Here is a 23,500-nt window from a genome sequence, read left to right as displayed (position 1 = left end):
CCTCGGCGTCGCCGCGCCCGCCCCCGGAGGAGCGGGCGCTCGGGTACGCGGCCGGATCGATCAGGGCATCAGCGGCGGGCGGCGGTCGTCGGCGGCGCCGTACGGCCCCCGGGGGGCGTCGTCACGGATGACCTCGCCCTGCACCACCTTCCCGTCCGGACGGTGCATGCGGGCCTGCTGGAAGGCGTCCTGGAGGCTGCCGGGAGGTGCCGCGGCCATCCGGCGCTCGACCGCCCGCTCCGCGGCGCGCCCGAGGGCCGCCCGCACCGGGGGCACGAGGAGCAGCAGTCCGGCGGCGTCGGAGAGGAGCCCGGGGATCATCAGGAGCAGTCCGCCGAGCATCAGGAAGCCGTTGCGGTCCTCGGCGCCCTTGCGGTCGGCCGCGGTCGGAGCCGTACCGCTCTGCGCGGCGGCCTGGGCCTGCTGGAAGGTCGAGGTGAGGTTGGCGAAGGCGCGGCGCCCGGCCCGCTTGATCACCACGGTGCCGAGCACGGCGCCGCCGATCAGCAGGAGCAGCACGGTCAGCCCGCCGGCGACGTCCGCCACGACGGTGAGGAGCCAGATCTCCAGGACCAGCCAGGCGGCCAGGCCCAGCGGGAGCAGGGTGCGCGCCCGGGAGCGCCGAGGGGTCTGCGAGGGTGCGCCGGTCGTCATGGGCTCCAGTGTGCCTGGGGTCCCGCTAAAACGTCGTAAGGAAAGGATCGACCCGGCCCGTGGGGCCGGGTCGAAGGGCGGTGCCCGTGCCGTCAGGCGTTCTTGCGGCCCAGGGCCTTGGAGAGCTTCTCGGCGCGGGCCGTGACGCCCCAGCCGGTGACCCGCCACAGGGCCTCGACGACGATGTTCCGGCTCATCTTCGAGTCGCCGATCTCGCGCTCGACGAAGGTGATGGGGACCTCGACGACGTGGAAGCCGGCGGCGACGGCGCGGCGGGCGAGGTCGACCTGGAAGCAGTAGCCGGCCGAGGCGACGTCCTCCAGGCCGAGGCCCTCCAGGGTCTCCTTGCGGAAGGCGCGGTAGCCGCCGGTGACGTCGCGGATCGGGACGTCGAGCATGAGGCGGGAGTACAGGCTGCCGCCGCGCGAGATGAACTCGCGGGACTTCGGCCAGTTCACGATCCGGCCGCCGGGCACCCAGCGGGAGCCGAGGACGAGGTCGGCGCCCTTGAGCGCGGTGAGCAGGCGGGGCAGCTCCTCGGGCTGGTGGGAGCCGTCGGCGTCCATCTCGACGAGGACCTCGTAGCCGTTCTCGATGCCCCAGCGGAAGCCCGCGAGGTAGGCGGCGCCCAGCCCCTCCTTGCCCTTGCGGTGCAGGACGTGGACGTGGTCGTCGTCGGCCGCGAGCTCGTCGGCGAACTTGCCCGTGCCGTCGGGGCTGTTGTCGTCGGCGACGAGGATGTGCGCCTCAGGGACGGCCTCCCGCACCCGCGCGACGATCGGCCTGATGTTGTCCGCCTCGTTGTAGGTCGGAATGATCACCAAGACCTTGCCGAGCGGGCCGTAACGCCTCACGCCACCGTCGTTCACTACTGCCCCTTCGGATACAGACACAGGCCCCCACCTTAGCGAGGTCTCCGACGTGGTCCGGTCCTGCGGGGTGTGAGACGTGCGACCTCGGCGCGGGGTGCGGTGCGGGGCCCGACGTCCTTCGGTCCGACCCGGGACCCGCCGGCTGCGGATCGGCACAAGGCCGTTGTCTACTGAACGTCCGGGCCCCACCCGGGTCGCACCTTCCGCCGGCGAAACCTTCCCTCGCGGCCGAGGCGCGGGCGGCGGTCGGCGCGTGCGAGGAGGCGTGGTCCGGTCGGACGTCCTGTGGTGGACGCGGGAGAACCTACCGGGCCAGGACGGTCGGCTGTCAACACCCGCTTGACCTGCGGGGTTACCGAGAAGCCGCAGGCCGGGCCGGGAGATCCGCAGGTCCGGGACGAACCCGTGGTGCGCACATCCGGGTGGCCGTCAACCGGACATCACTCGTTCGGTCGTACGAACACCGTCTGTCCGTGCACGACCGTCCGCAGGCAGACGGGGAGGTCGACCCCGGGAGACAGGTCGGGCAGACCGGGCGTTCCGGACCTGGGGTCGGTGGACCAGCGGGCCACCCGGTCGTCCGGCGCCTGGACGACCAGGTCCCCGGTCCGCCAGATCGCGTAGTCGGCGGGCGCGCCCGGCACCAGGATGCCGGCGTCGTCCCGGCCGACCGCGCGCCAGCCGCCGCGCGTATGGGCGGTGAAGGCGGCCCGGACCGAGATCCGGTGCTCGGGGGTGCGGTGGAAGGCGGCGGCCCGGACGGTCCCCCACGGGTCCAGCGGGGTGACCGGGCTGTCCGAGCCGAAGGCCAGCGGCACGCCGGCCCGCAGCAGGGCCGCGTACGGGTTGAGGGTGCGGGCCCGCTCGGCCCCGAGCCGCTCGGCGTACATGCCGTCCTCACCGCCCCACAGGGCGTCGAAGGCGGGCTGGACGGAGGCGGTGAGGCCGAGCTCGGCGAAGGCTGCGACCGTCTCGGGGGTGAGCATCTCGGCGTGCTCGACGCGGTGCCGGGCGGCCCGGACGCGGGCCGGGCCGAGCTTCTCGGCGGCGGCCCTGACGCCGTCCACGACGGCGCTCACCGCGGCGTCGCCGATGGCGTGGAAGCCGGCCTGGAGCCCCGCCTCCGTGCAGGCGACGACGTGCGCGGCCACCGCGGCGGCGTCCAGGTGGGCCGCACCGGTGTGACCGGCGGAGTCCGCGTACGGCTCGTGGAGGCAGGCGGTGTGCGAGCCGAGGGAGCCGTCGGCGAAGAGGTCGCCGGCCGCGCCGAGGGCGCCGAGCGCCCGGGCCCGCTCGACGTCCAGGTCCGCCCAGTAGCCGACCACCCGGGGGCCGGGCTCGCCGCGGGCGAGGTCGAGGAGGCCGGTGAAGTCGTCCTCGGAGGAGATCTGCGGCCCGCCGCACTCGTGGAGGGTGCCGATGCCGAGGGAGGCGGCGCGGACGCGGGCGGCGCGCTGGGCCTCGGTGCGCTGGGCCGGCGAGACGGCGGCGAAGGCGGCGGCGCGCACGGCGTGGTGGGCGTCGCCCGTGAGGGGCGCGCGCCCCTCGTGGAAGCCGTCGAGCTCCCGTACGCCGGGGACGAGGTCGAGCAGCGCGGTGGTGACGACGGCCGAGTGGACGTCGATCCGGGTGAGGTACAGCGGGCGGCCTCCGGTGAGGCCGTCGAGCTCCTCGCGGGTGAGCGGGCGCCGTTCGGGCCAGCGGGAGGCGTCCCAGCCGTGGCCGATGAGGATGCGGTCGCCGGGGCGGGCGGCGGCGTGGGCGCGGACCAGCTCCGCCGCCTCGGCGAGCGAGGCGGCGGAGGAGAGGTCGAGGCCGGTGAGGGCGAAGCCGGTGGCCGTGGTGTGGACGTGGGCGTCCACGAAGGCCGGGGTGACGAGCGCGCCCTCCAGGTCGATCACCTCGTCCACGCCGGAGGCGAAGGCGTCGGCGGCGCCCTCCTCGCCCACCCAGGCGACGTGACCGCGCTCCACCACCATGGCGGTGGCGAAGGGGTCGGCGGGGCTGTGGACTTCTCCACCGCGCAGCAGCACGGTGCGGTGTTCGCCGGAATTCAGGCTCTCGCTCATGCGACCAGGCTAAATGCGGGGCGGCCTGGCTTCGTACGGGGTGGACAGGACGACGGTGGTGCGGCTGGAGACGTGCGCCTGGGAGCGGATCCGGCTGAGCAGGTGCTCCAGCTCCAGGGGCGTGGCGACCCGGACCTTGAGGATGTAGTTCTCGTCACCGGCGACGCTGTGGCAGGCCTCGATCTCGGGGATGTCGGCGAGCCGGTCGGGGGTGTCGTCGGGGGCGCTGGGGTCGAAGGGTTTGACCGAGATGAAGGCGGTCAGCGGCAGGCCCACCGCCTCGGGGTCGACGACGGCGGCATAGCCGCGGATGACTCCGCGCTGCTCCAGGCGGCGGACGCGCTGATGCACGGCCGACGTGGACAGGCCGGTGGCCTTGCCCAGGTCGGTGTAGCTCATGCGCCCGTCCTTGACGAGCAACTCGACGATCTGACGATCCAGCTCCTCCATGCGCCGACCCTATTGCGCCGAAGGGTCCCGGGCCCAGCCGGGAGGGATCCTTATGGACCGCTATGAGCCCCCGCGGGGCACCTGCGACAGGCATGTGACGAACGCCACAGGTTTGCCCGGGGCATCTGCGGTCCGCTCACGGTTATGCGGAGTTCCGCATGGGAAGGGCTTGCTGTGGTCCCGGCCGCACAGTATCGGCCGACCGGTCCGAGGGGGAGATTCTCCATGCAGGAGCCCGTTGAATCCGTCGAGCCGTCCGACGAGCTGGACGCGTACGACACCTTTGAGATGTACCGGGTGGTGTGCCCGGAGTGCGATCAGCCGATCGCACTGCTCGCCGACGAGGACGCGCTGCCCGAGCACGCGCTCTGCCCGTCGCCGTGGAACCCCTTCACCTTGACGGTCTGCCCGGGCACCGGCCGGGCCGCCGACGAGGCGGAGTCCGCCGACGCCGAGGCGGGTGTCCAGGAGCAGGACACCGCGCTCCTGCTGACGCTCCCCCAGGGGCTCGACTGGCGGACCCAGCCGTTCTCGCACATCGGCGGCCCCGGCTCCCGGCCGATCCGCGCGGCGCAGCTGCGCCGCGCGGCCTGAGGCCCGCCGGTCCCGTAGCGTCCCCGCACCATCGCCGCGAGGGCGGCGTGGTGCGGGATCAGCCGGCCGGGGTCCACGGGGACCTCGACCTCGCCGAAGTACGCCCGGCGGTACGCGATCCCCGGTATGACGATCGCGTGCCGCAGCGCCGCGCGCAGGATGCGCCCGGTCGGTCCGGCGCACCGCCGTCCGGCCGCCTCGCGGCGCAGGAAGCCGGGGAGGCCCGGCCGGCCGGAGCCCTCGGTCGGGTCCTGGAGGAAGCTGTGCGGGGAGACGCCCCAGCCGAGGTCGGCCGCGCGGGGCGCGCAGGCCCCTCGACGTCCGGCCACCGCTCCTCCAGGCGCGCGAGGACCGCCTCGATGAGCGGTGAGGGCGCGAGGCCCTCCACCACCCAGGCGCAGGAGGCGCGTCGGGCGTCGGCGTGCCGACGCGGCGCGCCACCGTCGCCGACGGGCAGCAAGGAACTCGGCCTCCTTCGCCGGGAACCGGTCGTGGAGCCGGGCCAGGATCGCCACCGACTCCGTCTCCAGCGCTTCCCGTCGGGCGTCGGTGGCGGCGTGCGGCCGGTTCCCTCGTCCGTGGAGGGCATGACGTCCGGCGGGACGCGTCCCCCGGCGCGGGCCGTACGAAGAAGGACGTGCGCGAGGACACGCGCAAAGGCGCGCACCAGGCCGCGGGCAGGGGCGCACGCGGGGGGTGAACGGCGGCGCGCATAAGGGCCGGATAAGCGATGAGTAGGCCGCGAACTGGCGCTCGAATCCGTCGGGCGGTGACCCGGCGAGCCCGGGGCGCGTTGGTCCGGGCATGACCACGCTGTACTCCACACCCAGCGGAGTCGGTCGGCATCGGCAGACCGAACCGCGCGGTGAAGAATCGGTTCTTCCCTGGATTCCGGAGGCCTCCGGCCCCTCGGACCCGGCCTCCGACGGCACCGCGCCGGCACCGGTACCCCTGCGGTCCCCGGTTCCCCCGCCGCCCCCGGCCCCGAGCCCCGCTCCGGGCCCGACCCCGGCTCCGGTTTCGGCCCCGGAAGGGGCGTCCCGGCCCGCGCCGGCCCCCACGGCCGTCGCCCCGGTACCGGTGGTGCCCGTGCCGACGCCCGCGCCGGTCCCCGTACAGGTCCATCCCGACCCGCCGATCTACCAGGCGCTGTACTCCCTCTGGGCCAGCCAGGGCCGCACCCTGCCCGGGCGCCGGGACCCCGAGTGGGCACGGCTCGCCGCGGGCCCCGTCTGGGCCGACCGGACCGTCCGCGTCAGCGGCGTCCTGGTCGCACCGGACGGCGCCCGCTGACCGCCCGCCGGGTCACATGAGACCCGCTCGGGTGACGAGGACGGCGAGCAGGACGACGAGGGTCCAGCCCAGGACGTGCTCCAGGAGCTCGGGACCCCGGTCGTCCTGGGGCCCGCCGGTGCGCGTACGCGTGAACAGACGGGCCGCGAAGGTGGTGGTGGTGGCGCTCATGCCCACCACCATGGGCCAGACCCCCGTCCCCCCACCAGAGACGTCGCTCACACCCCCGGACGGCCCCCGGACGGCTCAGAGCACGCCCACGGCCCGAAGCGCCTTGCGCTGCGCGGGAGTCGGCCGGTCGGGGAAGTACAGGTAGCAGACCCCGCCTGTGCCGGACACCACTTTCCCGCTCGCGTTGTACCGCTTCGTGCGGAGCCAGATGTTCTCCCACTCGCGGCGGCGGTAGACCCGGCGGACGGCGTCGTTGGTCGGGGAGGCGGGATCGTTGGCGATCACGTCGCCGTCGGGGGTGAAGCCGATGACCGTCATCAGGTGGCCCGCGGTGCCGTAGCCGGCGCCGGTCAGTTCCTCCGCGCGGAAGGACTGGGAGGTGATCGCCGGGATGCCGGCGCGGATCAGGGTCTCCAGGTCGGTGAGCGAGCGGAGCCGGGTGACGACGGCGTTCAGGTCGGGGTAGGCGGCGGCGTAGGCGGCGTTGAAGGGCCAGTTGCCGCAGCCGGAGTACTGGTGGTCGTAGGTGAAGCGGGCCGCGTGGCAGACCTGGGGGTCGGCGTAGTCCGGGTTCACCCAGGCCAGGTCCGCGGCGGAGGGGGCCCGGCCCCAGTACTCGACGATCATCTGCGAGGAGGTCGGGCTGCACCAGGCCTCGCCGCCGTTGTCGTACTCGGGGTACTGGCCGGCGTGGGTGTTCTGGGAGTAGCGCGGGACGGCCAGTTCGCGGGCGAGGCCGGGCACGGAGGCCGGGACGGTGAAGCGGTCCGGGACGTCCGAGGCCATCGCGCCGAGCCGCCACACGGTGGGGGTGAGCGCGGTGCCCGGACGGCGGTGGAGGGTGAGCCGGAGGCGGTACGAGGCGAGGCGGAGGCCGCTCGCCGGGTCGTCGACGGCGAGGGTGTCGGTCCAGACGGTGCTGCGGCCGTCGGTCTGGTCGTCGACCGAGGTGCGCTTGATGTCGGTGTCCCCCGAGGCCCAGCGGCCCATCACGAACCAGGGGGTCCGCGTGCCGTCGGAGTACGCGCCGGAGAGCTCGACCTGGAGCCAGGTGCCGGCCGGGGTGTGGGCGTTCCAGGAGGCGATCACCTCGGTGGCGGGCACCGCCGGGGCGTGCTCCGGCGAGGTCCAGCGGGCGTACTCCCAGGCGGAGGTCGTCCCGGTGTGCGGGTCGGTGTAGTCGGTACGGCCCAGGGGCGCCTCCAGGACCAGGCCGGGGCGGTACCCGGCGACGGCCCGGGTGCCCTCGGCGGTCCCGGAGCGCCAGTCGGTGAAGGTCGACCAGAAGCGGTTGGCGACGGTCGCGGCGGCCGGGGCGGCGGAGTCCGCTTCCGCGGCGACGGGTTCGGCCGCCGTGGCCGACACGGCTCCCGCGGTGCCCGCGGCGGCCGCGAGCGCCGCGGCGAGGACGGTCCGGCGTGAGGCTGATCCGGGCATGGCGAGGACCCCCAGTCGAGGACGGGACGGCGATCGGACGGGGCTGCGCGGGCCCACTATCCCGGCTCGGCGGGGCCTTCGCCAGCACTTCGGCCCGCGTCGCCGCCACCGACATGGGTGCAGACCACTGACGGCGGCACCGCGCTGACCTGCGCGGGCGGCCCTGGCCTACGCTGGGCGGCATGGACGACCTCGACCGCGCGGCCCGCGCACTGCGCCGGCTGCCGCCCTCGCTCGGCCCGGTGCGGCTGGTCGCGGTCGACGGCCACGCCGGCTCCGGGAAGTCCACCCTCGCCCGCCGGCTCGCCGCCGCGCTCGACGGCGCTCCCGTGCTCCGGCTCGACGACCTCGCCACCCACGAGGAGCTCTTCGCCTGGACGGACCGGCTGCGCGCCCAGGTCCTGGAGCCGCTGGAGCGCGGCGAGACGGCTCGCTACCACCCGTACGACTGGAATCTGCGGAGCTTCGGCGCCGCCCGTGCGCTGCCCCCGGCGCCGGTGGTGCTGGTGGAGGGCGTGGGCTCCGGGCGTCGGGAGCTGCGGCCGCACCTGGCGTGGCTGCTGTGGATGGAGCGGCCGGCCGGGGCGTCCTGGGAGCGGGGGCGGCACCGGGACGGGCCGGAGCAGGCGGAGTTCTGGGACGGCTGGGTGGTGGCGGAGACTCGCCATTTCGCCGAAGACCCGTCGCGGCCCTTCGCCGACACCCTGGTACGGGAGCGGGGCGAGGGGTACGCATGGCTTCCCGGGCCCACTGTGACGGCGGGCGCGGACCAGATCATCACCCACCGTGACGGCCTGATGGCGGCGGACTGAGTCCCCGGAATTCCGCTTCCGCAAGTGCCTGGAGGGCGCTTGACCCCGGGGGCTTAAAGGTCTTACGTTCTCAATGTGCGGCTTTTCTACAGCCGCCGCGGACACGAAGCCCCCGGTTGTTCCCCCGTGATCGGGGGCTTCGTTCCGCCCTCGCGCGCCCTCGCCGGCCCCCTTCCCACCGCCTGCGCTCACCCAGGGTCACCACTTCCGGATCTTGCGCTTCTTCTTAAGCGCACCCCGCCTGCGCAGGTACGATGCCCGCAGGTGCGGTCAAATCCCGTCCATACGCCGACGGTTGTGGGGGACCCGATGGACATCGGCACGCAGGGCGCGCAGGCCCCCGCCGAACTCGCCTGGCTGCGCGGAGTGGACGCCTACACGATGGGCGCCTACCCGCAGGCCGAGGAGGAGTTCCGGGCCGCGGTGCGGATCGACCCCGGCATGGCGGACGCCTGGCTCGGGCTGCACGCCCTCCGGGTGGACACCACCACCGCACTGCTGCGCATGTACCGCAACCGCGAGCGCTTCGGCGAGCAGCGCGCCCGGCACCGCCGCACCCTCAACTCCTGGTACTGGCTCGGCTGGTGGGTGCAGCCGGTGCTGGAGAGCCCGCGCGACCTGCTGCTCGCCCACGCCTCCCACTGGCTCGACGGGCGGCACGTCCCGGAGCTCGACCGGGCGCTCGCCGAGCTGCCACCGGTCGACACCGACCCGCAGGTCCGCTTCCTGCACGCCTGCCGCTCCTATCTGGTCAAGGACTGGGACCAGCTGGTCCGGCACACCGAACCGCTCGTGGACGACCCGCTGCTCGGCATCGAGGCGGGCCTCTTCGGCGGCATGGCCCGGGTGCGCCTGGAGATGTACGGGCAGGCCGAGCCGCTGCTCTCGGCGGCCCTGATGCGCTGCCGCAGCGAGCAGCCGCAGCGCAAGGAGCTGCGCTACTGGCTCGCCCGCGCCCACGAGGGCACCGGCCGCAGCGCCGCCGCCCTCCCCCTCTACCGGGCGGTGCACCGGGTCGACCCGGCGTTCATGGACACCGCCGCCCGGCTCGCCGCCATCGCCGAGTACGACGGCTTCGACGGGCTCGACGGCATGGACGAACAGGCCGGCCTCGCCGCCGTCGTCCTCGGCACGGTCGGCGCGGGCCCCGGGCAGGACGGCACGGACACCGCCACCGGCCCCGAGACGGAGCCCCTCTCCCCCGGCGACGGGCTGCGCCGCTCCCCCGATCCGGTGCCGCCCGGCACGCCGGCCGGGCCCCGGGAGGTCGTACGGCACAGCTCTCCGGTGCCCGCGCAGCCCGGTCCGCCGCGCTTCCCGGCCGGGCCGACCGATCCGGCGCTGCTCGCCGAGGCGCTCGCCGAGCTGGAGGGCATGGTCGGACTCGAACCGGTGAAGCGTCAGGTCAAGGCGCTCTCCGCCCAGCTGGAGATGGCCCGGCTGCGGGCGGGGCAGGGACTGCCGGTGCAGCCGCCGAAGCGGCACTTCGTCTTCTCCGGGCCGTCCGGCACCGGCAAGACGACGGTGGCCCGGATCCTCGGCCGGGTCTTCTACGCGCTCGGTCTGCTCGGCGGCGACCATCTCGTGGAGGCCCAACGGGCCGACCTCGTCGGGGAGTTCCTCGGCCAGACGGCGGTGAAGGCGAACGAGCTGATCGACTCGGCGGTCGGCGGGGTGCTCTTCGTCGACGAGGCGTACGCGCTCTCGAACTCCGGCTACAGCAAGGGCGACGCGTACGGCGACGAGGCCCTCCAGGTGCTGCTGAAGCGGGCCGAGGACAACCGCGACCACCTCGTCGTCATCCTGGCGGGGTACCCGGAGGGCATGGACCGGCTGCTCGCCGCCAACCCCGGGCTCTCCTCCCGCTTCACCACCCGGGTCGACTTCCCGTCCTACCGGCCGCAGGAACTGACCGCGATCGGCGAGGTGCTGGCCGCGGCGAACGGCGACGGCTGGGACGAGGAGGCCCTGGAGGAGCTGCGCTCGATCAGCGGCCACGTCGTCGAGCAGGGCTGGATCGACGAGCTGGGCAACGGCCGCTTCCTGCGCACCCTGTACGAGAAGTCCTGCGCCTACCGGGACCTGCGGCTCTCCGGCTACTCCGGCACGCTCACCCGCGAGGACCTGGCCACGCTGCGGCTCGGGGACCTCATGCAGGCGTACGGCGAGGTGCTGTCGGGCCGCGGTCCGGCGGACCGCGGCCCCCAGCAGGAGCCCCCGTTCTGACCCGTCCCTAGCCGGCCGGAGCCGGCGACGGGGCGGGCGCCAGGCCGGAAGCGGGCTCCTGACCCGGAGTGGGCGCCTGATGCGGAGTGGGCGCCTGATGCGGAGTGGGCGCCTGATGCGGAGCGGGTGCCGCCGGGGCCGGGTTCGGGCGCAGCCGGTGCGCGGGGTCGCGGACCTCGCCCACCAGCGTCTCCAGGACGTCCTCCAGGGCGACCAGGCCGAGGACCCGGCCGGAGGCGTCCGCGACCTGCGCGAGATGGGTGGCGGCCCGGCGCATCACGGTGAGGGCGTCGTCCAGCGGCAGCTCCGCGCGGAGCGTCGCCATCGGGCGCCACAGCTGCCGTGGCACGGGCCGCTCCCGCTCCTCCAGGTCCAGCACGTCCTTGACGTGCACGAAGCCGAGGAAGGCGGTCTGCCCGCGGTCCTCGGCGACGACCGGGAAGCGGGAGTAGCCGGTCCGTACGGTCAGCTCCTCGATCCGCTCCGGGGTGGCCGACGGCGGGACGGTGACGAGCGCCGCGGCCGGGAGGAGCACGTCGGTGACCGGGCGGCTGCCCAGCTCCAGGGCGTCCTCCAGGCGCTCCTGCTCGGCCGGGTCGAGGAGACCCGCCTGGCCGGCGTCCTCGACCAGCCGGCCGAGCTGCGCACTGGTGAAGACGGCCTCCACCTCGTCCTTCGGCTCGACCTTGAAGGCCCGCAGGACCACGGCCGAGCAGGCGCCCAGGGCGGCCGTCACCGGCCGGCAGAGCCGGGCGAAGCCGACCAGGGCGGGGGCGAGCCAGAGCGCGGTCCGTTCGGGCGCGGCCATCGCGAGGTTCTTCGGGACCATCTCGCCGATGACGAGGTGGAGGAAGACGACCACGGCGAGGGCGATCACGTAGCCGAGCGGATGGATGAGCCCGGCCGGCACGCCGACGGCGTGGAAGGCCGGTTCGAGGAGGTGGGCGACGGTCGGTTCGGCGACCGCGCCGAGGGTGAGCGAGCAGACGGTGATGCCGAACTGCGCGGCGGCCATCATCCGCGGCAGGTTCTCCAGGCCGTACAGCACCTGCTTGGCGCGGGCCCCGCCGAGCGGCTCGATCTGGCTGCGGCGGACGGAGACGAGCGCGAACTCGGCGCCGACGAAGAAGCCGTTGGCCAGGACGAGGAAGAGGGCGAGGAGGAGCTGGAGGGTGCTCATCGGACCGCCTCCGCCATCGGCACGGGGGCGGTGCGCACGATCCGGACCCGTTCGGCCCGGAAGCGGTCGACCCGGCGGACCGAGAGCCGCCAGCCGGGCAGTTCGGCACGGTCGCCGGGGGCCGGGATCCGGCCCAGCAGGTCGGCGACGAGCCCGGCGACCGTCTCGTACGGGCCGTCCGGCACGTCGAGGCCTATCCGGCGCAGGGTGTGGACCCGGCAGGAGCCGTCGGCCTCCCAGGCGGGGCGGCCGTCCTCGGCGGGCGCGGCGGCCAGCTCGGGGCGGGCGTCGGCGGCGGTGTCGTGCTCGTCGCGGACCTCGCCGACGAGCTCCTCGACGATGTCCTCCAGGGTGACCACGCCGGCCGTGCCGCCGTACTCGTCGACGACGACGGCGATCGGCTGCTCGCGCCGCAGCCGCTCCAGGAGGGCCTGGACGGGCAGCGACTCGGGGACCAGGAGCGGGGGGACGGCGATCCGTCCGACCGAGGTCCGCGGGCGGGCGTCGGGGGCTACGGCGAGGGCGTCCTTGAGGTGGACCATGCCGACGACCTCGTCGATGCGGTCCCGGTAGACCGGGAAGCGCGAGAGGCCGGTGGCGCGCGTGAGGTTGAGGACGTCGGCCGCCGTGGCGTCCCACTGGAGGGCGCCGACCTTCACGCGCGGGGTCATGACCTGCTCCGCGGTGAGACCGGCCAGGGACAGGGTGCGGACGAAGAGGTCGGCGGTGTCCTGTTCGAGGGCGCCGGCCCGGGCCGAGTGCCGGGCGAGGGATTCCAGCTCGCCGGGGGTGCGGACCGAGTCGAGCTCCTCGGTGGGCTCGACGCCCAGGGCGCGGACCAGGGCGTTCGCCACCCGGTTGAGCAGGGCGATCACCGGCCGGAAGAGGGCGGAGAAGCGGCGCTGCGGGGCGGCGACGAAGCGGGCGACCTGGAGCGGCCGGGAGACCGCCCAGTTCTTGGGCACCAGCTCGCCGACGACCATCTGCACGGCCGAGGCGAGCAGCATGCCGATCACCACGGCGACCCCGGAGACGGCGCCCGGGGGGAGCCCGGTGGCGGTCAGGGGGGCGCGCAGCAGGCCGGCGAGCGCGGGCTCGGCGAGCATGCCGACGACGAGCGAGGTGAGGGTGATGCCGAGCTGGGTGCCGGAGAGCTGGAAGGAGAGCTCGCGCAGCGCCGAGACGACGGTGCGGGCGCGCCGGTCGCCGGCGGCCGCGGCCCGCTCGGCCTCCGCGCGCTCGACGGTCACGAGACCGAACTCGGCGGCAACGAAGAAGCCGTTGGCGAGGATCAGGAGGAAGGCTGCCAGAAGGAGCAGCAGGGAGACGATCATGCCGCCGCCTCGGGGGACGAGGGGGCGGCGCTTGTACTACCGGACGATCCGTCCATTGCCGGAGGGAGTCACTCCTCGGGTCGAAGGGTGGCCTCGCCGGCCGCCGGCGGCGGCCCTGCACACGCGAGGCGGTGGTGCGCCCGGCACCACCGCCTCAAGAGTAGTCACGCGAGCGCCCCGCACGGCAGGGGGACGCCCCGGATGGGGGACGCTCCGGGGTTCTCCCCGAGGCCCGACCGAGACCCCGACCGATGCCCGGGCCGTCTCGCGTCCGGGCTCAGGCCGTCTCGACCCCGGTGCCCCGGCTGTCCGCGAGGGCCCGCAGGGCGCGGGCGTCCCTGATGGCGGACTCCTTGGCGATGCCGGGCTGGATGCCCAGGGCCGGCAGGCTGGTGCCGTCGCTGAGGTCGAGGAAGACCCACGGGTCGCCGGGACGGAGGTTGACGCGGAGGATCTCCGCCCAGGCGAGGCGCCGGGTGCGGGTGATGTTGACGACCGTGACGCCCTCGCTGTCGGCGACGACCTTGGGGCGGCTCAGCATCACCAGGACACCGAGGAAGAGCGCGGCGGTGAAGACGAAGCTGGCCCGCTCCCCCGGTCCGAGCCGCTCCAGCATCAGGGCCACGGCGGTGATCGCCGCGAACATGGCGACGCCCACGGTCAGCAGGACGGCGCGGGTGCGGCCCGGCCGGAAGGTGACCGGAAGGACGGGCGTGGGCGACTCGGACATCGGGGTACCTCGGCCAGGAGTGGTGCGGCGGGGGGTCAGAGACGGCAGGCGTGGATCGCGGTGGTGAGGATCGCGCGGGCGCCGATTTCGTACAGGTCGTCCATGATCCGCTGCGCCTCCTTGGCGGGGACCATCGCGCGGACGGCGACCCAGCCCTCGTTGTGCAGCGGGGAGACGGTCGGCGACTCCAGGCCCGGGGTGAGCGCGACGGCCTGCTCCAGGTGCTCGGCGCGGCAGTCGTAGTCCATCATCACGTAGCTGCGGGCGACCAGGACGCCCTGGAGGCGGCGCAGGAACTGCTGGACCTGGGGGTGGTCGGTCTCGGCCCCGTGGCGGCGGACGACGACCGCCTCGGACTTCAGGATCGGCTCGCCGATGACCTCCAGGCCGGCGTTGCGCAGGCTGGTGCCGGTCTCGACGACGTCGGCGATGACCTGGGCGACGCCGAGCTGGATCGCGGTCTCGACGGCGCCGTCCAGGTGGACGACGGAGGCGTCGATCCCCTGGTCGGCGAGGTGCTTGGCGACGATGCCCTCGTACGAGGTGGCGATCGTCATGCCGCCGAAGTCCTCGGGGCCCTGGGCGGTGCCCGGGCGGGTGGCGTAGCGGAACGTGGAGCGGCCGAAGTTCAGCGCCAGGATCTCCTCGGCACTGGCGCCGGAGTCGAGCAGCAGGTCACGGCCGGTGATGCCGATGTCCAGCTTGCCGGACGCCACGTAGATGGCGATGTCCTTCGGACGCAGGTAGAAGAACTCGACCTCGTTGTCGGGGTCGATGACCACCAGTTCCTTGGACTCCTTGCGCTGGCGGTAGCCGGCCTCATGGAGCATGGCCGACGCAGGTCCGGAGAGGGAACCCTTGTTGGGGACGGCGATGCGCAGCATGGGGTGGGCTTCCTTTGCCTGGGAGTGGTGGGGAACGGGGGGTGCGTGCTCGGGGCGGGCCGTGCCCGGGACGGCCCGGTGGGCCGTGCCCGGGGGCGGTCCGTGCTCAGAGGTGGGCGTAGACGTCGTCGAGCGAGATCCCGCGGGCGACCATCATCACCTGGACGTGGTACAGCAGCTGCGAGATCTCCTCGGCGGCGGCTTCCTTGCCCTCGTACTCGGCGGCCATCCAGACCTCGGCTGCCTCCTCGACGACCTTCTTGCCGATGGCATGGACGCCCTTGCCGACCAGCTCGGCGGTGCGGGAGGTGCTGGGGTCGCCGTTGGCGGCCTTGAGCTGAAGCTCGGTGAAGAGCTCTTCGAAGGTTTTGTTCGCCATGATGTCCTTAGGGTACGGGTTCGGCCGGAGGCCCCGTCGCCAGGGTTCACTCCGTGGACTTGCGCCAGGGCTCGCTGACCGACCGGAGGGTGGTGGCGGTGGCGACGGCGGCGGTGACCGCTTCGTGGCCCTTGTCCTCGTTCGACCCCTCCAGGCCGGCGCGGTCCAGCGCCTGCTCCTCGTTGTCGCAGGTCAGCACGCCGAAGCCGACGGGGACTCCGGTGTCGATCGAGACCTGCACGAGGCCCTGGGTGACGCCCTGGCACACGTAGTCGAAGTGGGGGGTGCCGCCGCGGATGACCACGCCGAGGGCGACGACCGCGTCGTAGCCGCGCTCCGCGAGGACCTTGGCCACGACCGGGAGCTCGAAGCTGCCGGGGACGCGGAGCAGGGTGGGCTCGTCGATGCCGAGCTCGGACAGCGCGCGCAGGGCGCCGTCCACGAGGCCGTCCATGATCTTCTCGTGCCACTGGGCCGCGACGACCGCGACCCGCAGGTCGCCGCAGTTCTTCACGCTGAGGACGGGTGCGCCCTTGCCGCTCATGGTTCTCCTAGCCGGTGGTGTCGTACGGGGTGATTACTGGTTGCCGCAGGTGGGGGCCGGGGAGCCGTCGAGCCACGGCAGGTCGTGGCCCATGCGGTCCCGCTTGGTGCGCAGGTAGTGGAGGTTGTGCTCGCCGGCCGTGACGGGCATCGGCTCGCGGCCCTCGACGGCGAGGCCGTGCCGGGTGAGGGCCTCGATCTTGTCGGGGTTGTTGGTCATCAGGCGGAGGCTGCGGACGCCGAGGTCGCCGAGGATCTGCGCGCCGGCCGCGTAGTCGCGGGCGTCGGCGGGCAGGCCCAGTTCGAGGTTGGCGTCGAGGGTGTCGCGGCCGCGCTCCTGGAGTTCGTACGCGCGCAGCTTGGAGAGCAGGCCGATGCCGCGCCCCTCGTGGCCGCGGAGGTAGACGACGACGCCGCGGCCGGCCTCCTGGATGCGGTCCATGGAGGCCTGGAGCTGGGGGCCGCAGTCGCAGCGCAGCGAGTGGAAGACGTCGCCGGTGAGGCACTCGGAGTGGACCCGGACGAGGACGTCGGCGCCGTCGCCGATCTCGCCGTGGACGAGGGCGACGTGCTCGACGCCGTCGACGGTGGAGCGGTAGCCGTAGGCGGTGAAGTCGCCGTGCGCGGTGGGGAGGTGGACCTCGGCCTCGCGGCGGACGGTGGGCTCGGCGGAGCGGCGGTAGGCGATCAGGTCCTCGATGGAGATGATCGTCAGGCCGTGCTTGCGGGCGAAGGGGACGAGTTCGGGCAGGCGGAGCATCACGCCGTCCTCGCCGGCGATCTCGACGATCGCGCCGGCCGGGCGGAGGCCCGCGAGGCGGGCGAGGTCGACGGCGGCCTCGGTGTGCCCGGGGCGGGCGAGGACGCCGCCCTCGCGGGCGCGCAGCGGGAAGACGTGGCCGGGGCGGACGAAGTCGGAGGGCTCGTGGTGGCCGCTCGCGAGCATCCGGAGGGTGGTGGCGCGGTCGGCGGCGGAGATGCCGGTGGTGACGCCGTGCTCGGGGCTCGCGTCGACGGAGACGGTGAAGGCGGTCCGCATGGACTCGGTGTTGTGCTCGACCATCTGCGGGAGGCGGAGCCGCTCCAGTTCGTCGTGCTCCATGGGGGCGCAGATCAGGCCGCGGCACTCGCTCATCATGAAGGCGACGACCTCGGGGGTGGCCTTCTCGGCGGCGATGACGAGGTCGCCCTCGTTCTCGCGGTCCTCGTCGTCGACGACGACCACGGGGCGGCCAGCGGCGATGTCGCGGATCGCCTGCTCGACGGGGTCGAGGGCGAGGCTCTCATCGAGGTCCCAGGGGTTCATGCGGGGGCTCCTTCCAGGACGGGGGTGCGGGACCGGAGCCACCAGTCGCGCATGCCCCACAGGACGAGGGCGAAGTAGACGACGTAGACGAGGCCGGAGAAGGCGAGGCCGCTGTTGAAGGCGAGCGGGACGCCGACGAGGTCGACGAGGAGCCAGGCGAACCAGAACTCGACCAGGCCGCGGGCCTGGGCGACCATCGCGACGAGGGTGCCGACGAAGATGTACGCGTCGGCCCACGGGCTCCAGGAGAGCGACGGGAAGAGGGTGAAGAGGCCGCCGACGGCGAGGGTGCCGAGGAGGGCGCCGCCCGCGAGGAGGCCGCGCTCCTTCCAGGTGGCGAAGCGGACGGCGATGGAGCCGTCCTGTGCCTGCTGCTTCCCGCGGTTCCACTGCCACCAGCCCCAGGCGGCGACGCCGATGACGAGGAGCTGCTTGCCGACGCCGCCGGAGAGGTGGGCGGAGGCGTAGGCGCCGACGAGGACGAGCCCGGAGAGGAGCTGGGCGGGCCAGGTGAGGATGGAGCGGCGCCAGCCGAGGGCCAGGGCTATGAGGCCGATCGTGTTGCCGATCAGGTCCGACCAGATGATGTGCTGGTCGAGGACGGTGAACGCCTCGGAGTTGAGCCAGTTCACTTGCCGTTCTCCTGTGCGTCCGTGCCGAGCAGCCGCTCGACGTACTTGGCGATGACGTCGACTTCGAGGTTGACCGGGGCACCGGGCTGCTTGAGGCCGAGCGTCGTCAGGTCGAGGGTGGTGGGGATGAGGCTGATGGTGAACCAGTCGTCGCCGACCTCGACCACGGTGAGGCTGACGCCGTCGACGGTGATGGAGCCCTTCTCGACGACGTAGCGGGCGAGCGGGGCCGGGAGGCCGACCTTGACGAGCTCCCAGTGCTCGGAGGGGGTCCGCTCCAGGACGGTGCCGGTGCCGTCCACGTGGCCCTGGACGATGTGTCCGCCGAGGCGGCCGCCGACGGCCATGGGCCGCTCCAGGTTGACCCGGGAGCCGACGTCGAGGGCGCCGAGGCTGGACCGCTTGAGGGTCTCGGCCATGACGTCGGCGGTGAACTCGCCGTCGCCGTGCTCGACGACCGTGAGGCAGACACCGTTGACGGCGATGGAGTCGCCGTGCCGGGCGCCTTCCGTGACCAGGGGGCCGCGGAGCCGGAAGCGGGAGGCGTCCTCCAGCTGCTCGACGGCGACGACCTCGCCCAGTTCTTCGACGATTCCGGTGAACACGGTCAGGCTCCCTTGAGGGTCGGGACGGCGGTGATGCGGATATCGGATCCGATGTGTGCGGTCTCGGTGATGTCGAGGCGCAACGCGCGCGTGAGGGTGGTGATTCCGGCGTCGGCGAGGGCGTTCGGGCCGGCGCCGAGGAGGGCCGGGGCGAGGTAGCCGACGACCTGGTCGACGGCGCCCCCGGCGACGAAGGCGCCCGCGAGGGTGGGGCCGCCTTCGAGGAGGACGGAGCGGATGCCGCGCGCGTACAGGTGGGCGAGCAGCTCGTGCACGCCGACGCGGCCGTCGCGCAGCGGCAGCCGGAGCAGTTCGACGCCGGGCAGGTGCCGGGTGTCGGCGTCCTCGCCGACGACCAGCAGCGTGGGCGCGGCGTCGTCGAGGACGCGGGCGGTGGGCAGGAGCTCGGCGCGGGTGTCGAGGGCGACCCGCAGCGGCTGGACGGCGTCCTCGACGCCGCGGACGGCGAGGTGCGGGTCGTCCGCGCGCAGCGTCCCGCCGCCGACCAGGACGGCGTCGGCCTCGGCGCGCAGCCGGTGGACGTCGGCGCGGGACGCGGCGGAGCTGATCCAGCGGGAGGAGCCGTCGGCCGCGGCGACGCGGCCGTCGAGGGTGGCGGCGTACTTCCAGCGGACGAAGGGGCGGCCGGTGCGGACGGAGGTGAGCCAGGCGGTGTTGCCCGCCTCGGCCTCGTCCTCCAGGAGGCCGGCCGCGACCTCGACGCCCGCCGCTCGGAGGGTGTCCGCGCCGCCGGTGGCCTGCGGGTCCGGGTCGGCGACGGCGTAGACGACGCGGGCGATCCCGGCCTCGATCAGGGCCTGGGCGCAGGGGCCGGTGCGACCGGTGTGGTTGCAGGGTTCGAGGGTGACGTAGGCGGTGCCGCCACGGGCTTCCTCGCCGGCCGCGCGCAGGGCGTGGACCTCGGCGTGGGGGCCTCCGGCGCGCTGGTGCCAGCCTTCGCCGACGACCCGTCCGGAGGCGTCGGTGACGACGCAGCCGACGACGGGGTTGGGGCTGGTGGCGCCGAGTCCGCGGGCGGCGAGCTCCACGGCGCGTCGCATGGCGGTGATGTCGGCCTGCCGGTCCACCGGGTCCTCCTGCCTCTTCGGGCACGGACTCCGGGGCCTGTCGATGACGACAGAGAGCGGGTACGACGGCTGCGCAGCAGGTGTGCCGGTAGGCCGGAGGTCCACGGGTGCGCCGACGCGGAGCGCGGCCACCAGCGGACGTACGGCCGGCACACCCCTGTCAGGGGTCGCCCGCCGCGCACTGCCTCCCATCCGGACTTTCACCGTCGGTCCAGGAATTTCACCTGATCAACCGGCCGCTGGCTGCGGACGGGTCGCGGACTATACCGCCGGTTCGGAATTACACCGACCCCGGAGTGCGCTGCTGCTGATACAGGGCCAGTGTGCCACGCCCCGCCGAAGGTCATGCACACGATCTCTGTGCGATGACTCACACGGCCTTTCAGAATGCTCCGATGGTCCAGACCTATTGACGCACTGGTCTAGTCCTCTTAATGTCCGTGTCACCTCCGAGGCACGGCCCGCCGGTGTGCGCACACCCCGGGCCCAACACGTACCACCCCCTTGTTCGTTGCGTGTTTCTTGACCTCCCCGAGGAGGACCCGATCGTGCTGTCCCCCACGACCAAGAGAGCGTCGCTGCTCGCGTCCGGTGCCGCCGTCGCCGGACTGCTGCTCAGCTCGCTCGCCGGCGGCGTCTCGTACGCCGCCGACAACGAGAGCTGTCGCCCCGACGGCCTGTACAAGACGCCCGGCGTCGACGTGCCCTACTGCTCGGTCTACGACACCGAGGGCCGCGAGAAGATGGGCGCCGACCACCAGCGCCGCGTCATCGGCTACTTCACGGGCTGGCGCACCGGCAAGAACGGCGAGCCCGCGTACCTCGCCCACAACATCCCGTGGGACAAGATCACCCACATCAACTACGCCTTCGGCCACATCGGCGGCGACAACAAGCTCTCGGTCGGCACGGACGGCCCGAACAACGCCGCCACCGGCATGACCTGGCCCGGCGTGGCCGGCGCCGAGATGGACCCGGCCCTCCCCTACAAGGGCCACTTCAACCTGCTGAACAAGTTCAAGAAGCAGCACCCCGACGTCAAGACGCTGATCTCCGTCGGCGGCTGGGCCGAGACCGGCGGCTACTTCGCCGACAACGGCGACCGGGTGAACTCCGGCGGCTTCTACTCGATGGCCACCAACGCCGACGGCTCGGTCAACCAGGCCGGCATCGACACCTTCGCCACCTCGGCGGTCGACTTCATCCGGAAGTACGGGTTCAACGGCGTCGACATCGACTACGAGTACCCGACCACCATGAAGGACGCGGGCAACCCGCTGGACTGGTCGCTCGCCAACCCCCGCCGCGCCGGCCTCGTCAAGGGCTACGACGCCCTGATGAAGTCGCTGCGCGAGAAGCTGGACCGGGCCGGCGCCGCCGACGGCAAGCACTACCTGCTGACCGTCGCCGCCCCGTCCTCCGGCTACCTGCTGCGCGGCATGGAGACCTTCCAGGTCCAGAAGTACCTGGACTACGTCAACATCATGTCGTACGACCTGCACGGCGCCTGGAACGAGTACGTCGGCCCCAATGCCTCGCTCTTCGACGACGGCAAGGACGGCGAGCTCGCCGCCGCCAACGTCTACGGCTCCTCCCAGTACGGCAACATCGGCTACCTCAACACCGACTGGGCGTACCACTACTTCCGCGGCTCCATGCCGGCCGGCCGCATCAACATCGGCCTGCCCTACTACACCCGCGGCCACAAGAACGTGCAGGGCGGCACCGACGGCCTCTGGGGCAAGGCCACCGCGGCCACCTGCCCGGCCGGCGCCGGCCTGACCAAGTGCGGTGACGGCGCCGTCGGCATCGACAACCTGTGGCACGACAAGGACACCACGGGCAAGGAGTCGCCCGCCGGCTCCAACCCGATGTGGCACGCCAAGAACCTGGAGAAGGGGATCGTCGGCGACTACGTCACGAAGTACGGCTTCCCGGCGAACACCACCCTGACCGGCACCTACGCCCGCAAGTACGACTCGACCCTGGTCGCGCCGTGGCTGTGGAACGCCGAGAAGAAGGTCTTCCTCTCCACCGAGGACGAGCAGTCCGTGGCCGCCAAGGCCGACTACGTGGTCGACCGCGGCATCGGCGGCACCATGGTCTGGGAGATGGCCGGCGACTACTCCTGGAACGCCGCCAAGGGCCAGTACGAGATGGGCTCCACGCTCACCTCGCTGATGTACGACAAGTTCAAGGCCGCCGCCCCGTACGGCGCCAAGAAGTCGAACAAGGCGCTGCCGACCCAGGCCGTGAACATCGAGACCGCCTTCACCGAGTTCAAGCTGGGCGACTCGAACTACCCGATCACCCCCAAGGTGAAGATCACCAACCGGACGAACACCACGCTGCCCGGCGGCACGGAGTTCCAGTTCGACTACGGCACCTCGGCCCCGGCCAACGCCTCCGACCAGTCCGGCTTCGGCACCAAGGTCATCAACAGCGACCACACGGGCTCCAACGTGGGCGGCCTGAAGGGCGACTTCCACCGGGTCTCGCTGAAGCTCCCGGCCTGGCAGACGCTGGCCCCCGGCGCGACGGTCGAGCTCTCCTTCAACTACTACCTGCCGGTGTCCACCCCCTCCAACTGGACGGTGAACATCAGCGGCACCACGTACGCCCTCGCCGGCGACCTGGCGCGCGGCACGACGGTCGTGGAGCCGGGCTCCGGCACCACGCCGACCACCCCGCCGACGACGGAGCCGCCGACCGGCTGCACCGCCCCGGCGTACGTGGCCGGCACGGTCTACAACGCGGGCAACGAGGTCTCCCACAAGGGCCACAAGTGGAAGGCCCAGTGGTGGACCCAGAACCAGGAGCCGGGAACGACCGGCGAGTGGGGCGTCTGGAAGGACCTCGGCACCTGCTGACGCGCCCCTCCTGAAGAACCCCCGGCGGCGGTCTCACGGCCCTTGGCCGCCGCCGGGCCGCACCCTCCGCGCCGCGCCCCCCTGTCCGGGGCGCGGCGCGGTCGCGTGCTCCGGGGTCCCTCGGACCCCGCGGGGCCGTGGGCGGGGCCCCACCTACGGGAAGAGGGCGTCCTGGGCCGCGTCCCGGGCCCGCAGCAGCGCGCCGCGCAGGACGGCCGTGTCGCCGAGCGTGGTGGCGCGGACCTCGGTGCGCAGCGGCGAGAGCGCGGCGAGTCCGGCCTCGACGCGGGCGGCGAGCTCCGGGCCGCCCTGGTGGCCGGTCTCGCCGGCGAGGACCACACAGCCCGGGTCGAGGACGGCGGCGACGGCCGCCGCGCCGACCGCGAGCCGGCGGGCCAGGGCGTCGAGGAAGGGGCCGTGCCCCGAGGCGAGGGCACCGGCCGGGTCGAGGCCGTGGGCGGCGGCGAGGGCCTCGACGGCGGCGGTGCTCACCAGCTCGTGGAAGCCGCCGTCGCAGCCGGTGGCCGAGGGCAGCCCGGAGGTGCCGGGCACGGGCAGGAAGCCGATCTCGCCGGCGCCGCCGGAGGCCCCCCGGCGCAGCCGTCCGCCGAGGACGACGGCGGCGCCGATGCCCTGGCCGAGCCAGAGCAGGACGAAGTCCTCGCGGCCCGTCGCGGCGCCCTCGCGCAGCTCGGCGACGGCGGCGAGGTTGGTCTCGTTCTCGACGAGCACCTGGGCGGGGAGCCGTTCCTGGAGGACGGCGACGAGCCGGCGGTGCCAGGCGGGCAGTCCGGTGGAGTCGCGGAGCTCGCCGGTGGCCGGGTCGATGAGGCCGGGGGCGCCGACGGCGACGGAGTGGAGCCGCTCGACGCCCGCCTCCTTCGCGGTGCGTTCCAGGAGGGCGACGGCCAGCTCGACGGCGGCGCCGGTGCCGGCGTCCTCGCCGACGGGGGCCGCCGCCTCGGCGAGCGGGGCGCCGAGGAGGTCGGTGACGGCGACGGTGACCGAGCGGGTGCGGAGGTCGAGCGCGGCGAGGTGGGCGCGGTCGGCGACGAGTCCGTAGAGCTTGGCGTTGGGACCGCGGCGCTCGGCGCCGGTCTCGCCGACGACGTGCACGAGACCGGAGCCGCTGAGCCGCTCGACGAGGTCGGCGACGGTGGGCCGGGAGAGCCCGGTGAGGGTCTTGAGCTGGGCTGCCGTCAACGGTCCCTCGTCCTGGAGCAGACGCAGGGCGAGCCGGTCGTTGAGGGCCCGGGCGGTGCTCGGGGATGCGGCCATGCGGTGATCCTCTCAGACGCTTCCCCGCCGTCTTCTCTCCGGACCACTATTTATCAGGCAGGGTTCCTGATAGTTTACTGCCCGTCATCGGAC

Annotated in this window: 22 protein-coding genes and 1 riboswitch; of the genes, 5 read left to right on the top strand and 17 right to left on the bottom strand. The window is 73.6% G+C overall.

What is annotated here, in order from left to right:
- Positions 1–60 precede the first annotated feature (60 nt).
- From fxsA to IE245_RS29640, 4 genes are all read right to left on the bottom strand, one after another.
- On the bottom strand, positions 61–654 hold the full coding sequence (gene fxsA, locus IE245_RS29655) for an FxsA family membrane protein (RefSeq protein WP_189953121.1): 594 nt from the start codon (positions 652–654) through the stop codon (positions 61–63).
- 92 nt (positions 655–746) lie between these two features.
- The gene (locus tag IE245_RS29650; protein WP_189953119.1) at positions 747–1,523 is read right to left on the bottom strand and encodes a polyprenol monophosphomannose synthase; all 777 of its coding nucleotides are present in this window, start codon (positions 1,521–1,523) and stop codon (positions 747–749) included.
- A gap of 443 nt (positions 1,524–1,966) precedes the next feature.
- Positions 1,967–3,595, bottom strand: a complete 1,629-nt coding sequence (locus IE245_RS29645; protein WP_189953117.1) for an amidohydrolase — start codon at positions 3,593–3,595, stop codon at positions 1,967–1,969.
- Positions 3,596–3,604: 9 nt separating this feature from the next.
- On the bottom strand, positions 3,605–4,045 hold the full coding sequence (locus IE245_RS29640; protein ID WP_030493658.1) for an Lrp/AsnC family transcriptional regulator: 441 nt from the start codon (positions 4,043–4,045) through the stop codon (positions 3,605–3,607).
- A gap of 225 nt (positions 4,046–4,270) precedes the next feature.
- Between IE245_RS29640 and IE245_RS29635 the strand changes: the two genes are divergently transcribed.
- Positions 4,271–4,639, top strand: a complete 369-nt coding sequence (locus IE245_RS29635; RefSeq protein WP_189953115.1) for a hypothetical protein — start codon at positions 4,271–4,273, stop codon at positions 4,637–4,639.
- A gap of 1,089 nt (positions 4,640–5,728) precedes the next feature.
- Positions 5,729–5,932: a hypothetical protein gene (locus IE245_RS29630; protein ID WP_189953113.1), complete on the top strand. Its 204-nt coding sequence runs from the start codon at positions 5,729–5,731 to the stop codon at positions 5,930–5,932.
- A 12-nt stretch (positions 5,933–5,944) separates the two neighbouring features.
- On the opposite strand, the gene IE245_RS29625 is transcribed toward IE245_RS29630, so the two are convergent.
- Both IE245_RS29625 and IE245_RS29620 read right to left on the bottom strand, forming a co-directional pair.
- On the bottom strand, positions 5,945–6,103 hold the full coding sequence (locus tag IE245_RS29625; protein ID WP_189953110.1) for an SCO1431 family membrane protein: 159 nt from the start codon (positions 6,101–6,103) through the stop codon (positions 5,945–5,947).
- Positions 6,104–6,178: 75 nt separating this feature from the next.
- A complete protein-coding gene (locus IE245_RS29620) occupies positions 6,179–7,540 on the bottom strand; it encodes a C39 family peptidase (protein ID WP_189953108.1) in 1,362 nt (453 codons plus the stop codon).
- A gap of 182 nt (positions 7,541–7,722) precedes the next feature.
- Here IE245_RS29620 and IE245_RS29615 point away from each other — a divergent pair, with 182 nt between their 5' ends.
- Both IE245_RS29615 and IE245_RS29610 read left to right on the top strand, forming a co-directional pair.
- Positions 7,723–8,352 (top strand): uridine kinase family protein, encoded by a 630-nt coding sequence (locus IE245_RS29615; protein WP_189953106.1) that lies wholly within the window; start codon positions 7,723–7,725, stop codon positions 8,350–8,352.
- Positions 8,353–8,661: 309 nt separating this feature from the next.
- On the top strand, positions 8,662–10,578 hold the full coding sequence (locus IE245_RS29610; protein WP_189953104.1) for an AAA family ATPase: 1,917 nt from the start codon (positions 8,662–8,664) through the stop codon (positions 10,576–10,578).
- A gap of 7 nt (positions 10,579–10,585) precedes the next feature.
- Here the strand turns inward: IE245_RS29610 and IE245_RS29605 are convergent, their stop codons facing one another.
- The 10 genes from IE245_RS29605 to ribD form a co-directional block, all read right to left on the bottom strand.
- Positions 10,586–11,758 (bottom strand): hemolysin family protein, encoded by a 1,173-nt coding sequence (locus IE245_RS29605; RefSeq protein WP_189953102.1) that lies wholly within the window; start codon positions 11,756–11,758, stop codon positions 10,586–10,588.
- Positions 11,755–13,092, bottom strand: coding sequence for a hemolysin family protein (locus IE245_RS29600; protein WP_189953101.1), 1,338 nt, complete (start codon positions 13,090–13,092; stop codon positions 11,755–11,757). The genes IE245_RS29605 and IE245_RS29600 overlap by 4 nt, the downstream gene beginning before the upstream one ends.
- A gap of 277 nt (positions 13,093–13,369) precedes the next feature.
- The gene (locus IE245_RS29595; protein WP_189953099.1) at positions 13,370–13,822 is read right to left on the bottom strand and encodes a PH domain-containing protein; all 453 of its coding nucleotides are present in this window, start codon (positions 13,820–13,822) and stop codon (positions 13,370–13,372) included.
- Positions 13,823–13,857: 35 nt separating this feature from the next.
- Positions 13,858–14,706 (bottom strand): ATP phosphoribosyltransferase, encoded by an 849-nt coding sequence (gene hisG / locus IE245_RS29590; RefSeq protein ID WP_189953097.1) that lies wholly within the window; start codon positions 14,704–14,706, stop codon positions 13,858–13,860.
- 106 nt (positions 14,707–14,812) lie between these two features.
- Positions 14,813–15,085, bottom strand: coding sequence for a phosphoribosyl-ATP diphosphatase (locus IE245_RS29585; RefSeq protein ID WP_031005643.1), 273 nt, complete (start codon positions 15,083–15,085; stop codon positions 14,813–14,815).
- A 46-nt stretch (positions 15,086–15,131) separates the two neighbouring features.
- The gene (gene ribH, locus IE245_RS29580) at positions 15,132–15,629 is read right to left on the bottom strand and encodes a 6,7-dimethyl-8-ribityllumazine synthase (protein WP_189953095.1); all 498 of its coding nucleotides are present in this window, start codon (positions 15,627–15,629) and stop codon (positions 15,132–15,134) included.
- Positions 15,630–15,662: 33 nt separating this feature from the next.
- Positions 15,663–16,934, bottom strand: a complete 1,272-nt coding sequence (locus tag IE245_RS29575) for a bifunctional 3,4-dihydroxy-2-butanone-4-phosphate synthase/GTP cyclohydrolase II (RefSeq protein WP_189953094.1) — start codon at positions 16,932–16,934, stop codon at positions 15,663–15,665.
- A complete protein-coding gene (locus IE245_RS29570) occupies positions 16,931–17,566 on the bottom strand; it encodes a nicotinamide mononucleotide transporter family protein (RefSeq protein ID WP_189953092.1) in 636 nt (211 codons plus the stop codon). The genes IE245_RS29575 and IE245_RS29570 overlap by 4 nt, the downstream gene beginning before the upstream one ends.
- On the bottom strand, positions 17,563–18,171 hold the full coding sequence (locus IE245_RS29565) for a riboflavin synthase (RefSeq protein ID WP_189953090.1): 609 nt from the start codon (positions 18,169–18,171) through the stop codon (positions 17,563–17,565). The genes IE245_RS29570 and IE245_RS29565 overlap by 4 nt, the downstream gene beginning before the upstream one ends.
- Before the next feature lie 2 nt (positions 18,172–18,173).
- A complete protein-coding gene (ribD, locus tag IE245_RS29560; protein WP_189953088.1) occupies positions 18,174–19,259 on the bottom strand; it encodes a bifunctional diaminohydroxyphosphoribosylaminopyrimidine deaminase/5-amino-6-(5-phosphoribosylamino)uracil reductase RibD in 1,086 nt (361 codons plus the stop codon).
- 174 nt (positions 19,260–19,433) lie between these two features.
- A riboswitch (FMN riboswitch) is annotated at positions 19,434–19,563 on the bottom strand.
- Between the two features lie 244 nt (positions 19,564–19,807).
- On the opposite strand from ribD, the gene IE245_RS29555 reads away from it, so the two are divergent.
- On the top strand, positions 19,808–22,129 hold the full coding sequence (locus IE245_RS29555) for a chitinase C-terminal domain-containing protein (RefSeq protein ID WP_189953087.1): 2,322 nt from the start codon (positions 19,808–19,810) through the stop codon (positions 22,127–22,129).
- 153 nt (positions 22,130–22,282) lie between these two features.
- On the opposite strand, the gene IE245_RS29550 is transcribed toward IE245_RS29555, so the two are convergent.
- A complete protein-coding gene (locus tag IE245_RS29550) occupies positions 22,283–23,407 on the bottom strand; it encodes an ROK family transcriptional regulator (protein WP_189953085.1) in 1,125 nt (374 codons plus the stop codon).
- Positions 23,408–23,500: the final 93 nt, after the last annotated feature.

This window comes from Streptomyces roseolus, assembly GCF_014649855.1.
GTDB classification, from domain to species: Bacteria; Actinomycetota; Actinomycetes; order Streptomycetales; family Streptomycetaceae; genus Streptomyces; species Streptomyces roseolus.
Note: the sequence above shows the minus strand (reverse complement) of the source record. Positions and strands in the feature narration are given on the sequence as shown.

What these genes read in the sequence shown, in the direction of transcription:
- IE245_RS29635 (WP_189953115.1), top strand. Translation starts at nt 4,271, where the DNA reads ATGCAGGAGCCCGTTGAATCCGTCGAGCCGTCCGACGAGCTGGACGCG.
- fxsA (WP_189953121.1), bottom strand. Translation starts at nt 654, where the DNA reads ATGACGACCGGCGCACCCTCGCAGACCCCTCGGCGCTCCCGGGCGCGC.
- IE245_RS29645 (WP_189953117.1), bottom strand. Translation starts at nt 3,595, where the DNA reads ATGAGCGAGAGCCTGAATTCCGGCGAACACCGCACCGTGCTGCTGCGC.
- hisG (WP_189953097.1), bottom strand. Translation starts at nt 14,706, where the DNA reads ATGCTGCGCATCGCCGTCCCCAACAAGGGTTCCCTCTCCGGACCTGCG.
- IE245_RS29575 (WP_189953094.1), bottom strand. Translation starts at nt 16,934, where the DNA reads ATGAACCCCTGGGACCTCGATGAGAGCCTCGCCCTCGACCCCGTCGAG.
- IE245_RS29625 (WP_189953110.1), bottom strand. Translation starts at nt 6,103, where the DNA reads ATGAGCGCCACCACCACCACCTTCGCGGCCCGTCTGTTCACGCGTACG.
- IE245_RS29600 (WP_189953101.1), bottom strand. Translation starts at nt 13,092, where the DNA reads ATGATCGTCTCCCTGCTGCTCCTTCTGGCAGCCTTCCTCCTGATCCTC.
- IE245_RS29595 (WP_189953099.1), bottom strand. Translation starts at nt 13,822, where the DNA reads ATGTCCGAGTCGCCCACGCCCGTCCTTCCGGTCACCTTCCGGCCGGGC.
- IE245_RS29605 (WP_189953102.1), bottom strand. Translation starts at nt 11,758, where the DNA reads ATGAGCACCCTCCAGCTCCTCCTCGCCCTCTTCCTCGTCCTGGCCAAC.
- IE245_RS29585 (WP_031005643.1), bottom strand. Translation starts at nt 15,085, where the DNA reads ATGGCGAACAAAACCTTCGAAGAGCTCTTCACCGAGCTTCAGCTCAAG.
- IE245_RS29550 (WP_189953085.1), bottom strand. Translation starts at nt 23,407, where the DNA reads ATGGCCGCATCCCCGAGCACCGCCCGGGCCCTCAACGACCGGCTCGCC.
- IE245_RS29615 (WP_189953106.1), top strand. Translation starts at nt 7,723, where the DNA reads ATGGACGACCTCGACCGCGCGGCCCGCGCACTGCGCCGGCTGCCGCCC.
- IE245_RS29620 (WP_189953108.1), bottom strand. Translation starts at nt 7,540, where the DNA reads ATGCCCGGATCAGCCTCACGCCGGACCGTCCTCGCCGCGGCGCTCGCG.
- IE245_RS29610 (WP_189953104.1), top strand. Translation starts at nt 8,662, where the DNA reads ATGGACATCGGCACGCAGGGCGCGCAGGCCCCCGCCGAACTCGCCTGG.
- ribH (WP_189953095.1), bottom strand. Translation starts at nt 15,629, where the DNA reads ATGAGCGGCAAGGGCGCACCCGTCCTCAGCGTGAAGAACTGCGGCGAC.
- IE245_RS29640 (WP_030493658.1), bottom strand. Translation starts at nt 4,045, where the DNA reads ATGGAGGAGCTGGATCGTCAGATCGTCGAGTTGCTCGTCAAGGACGGG.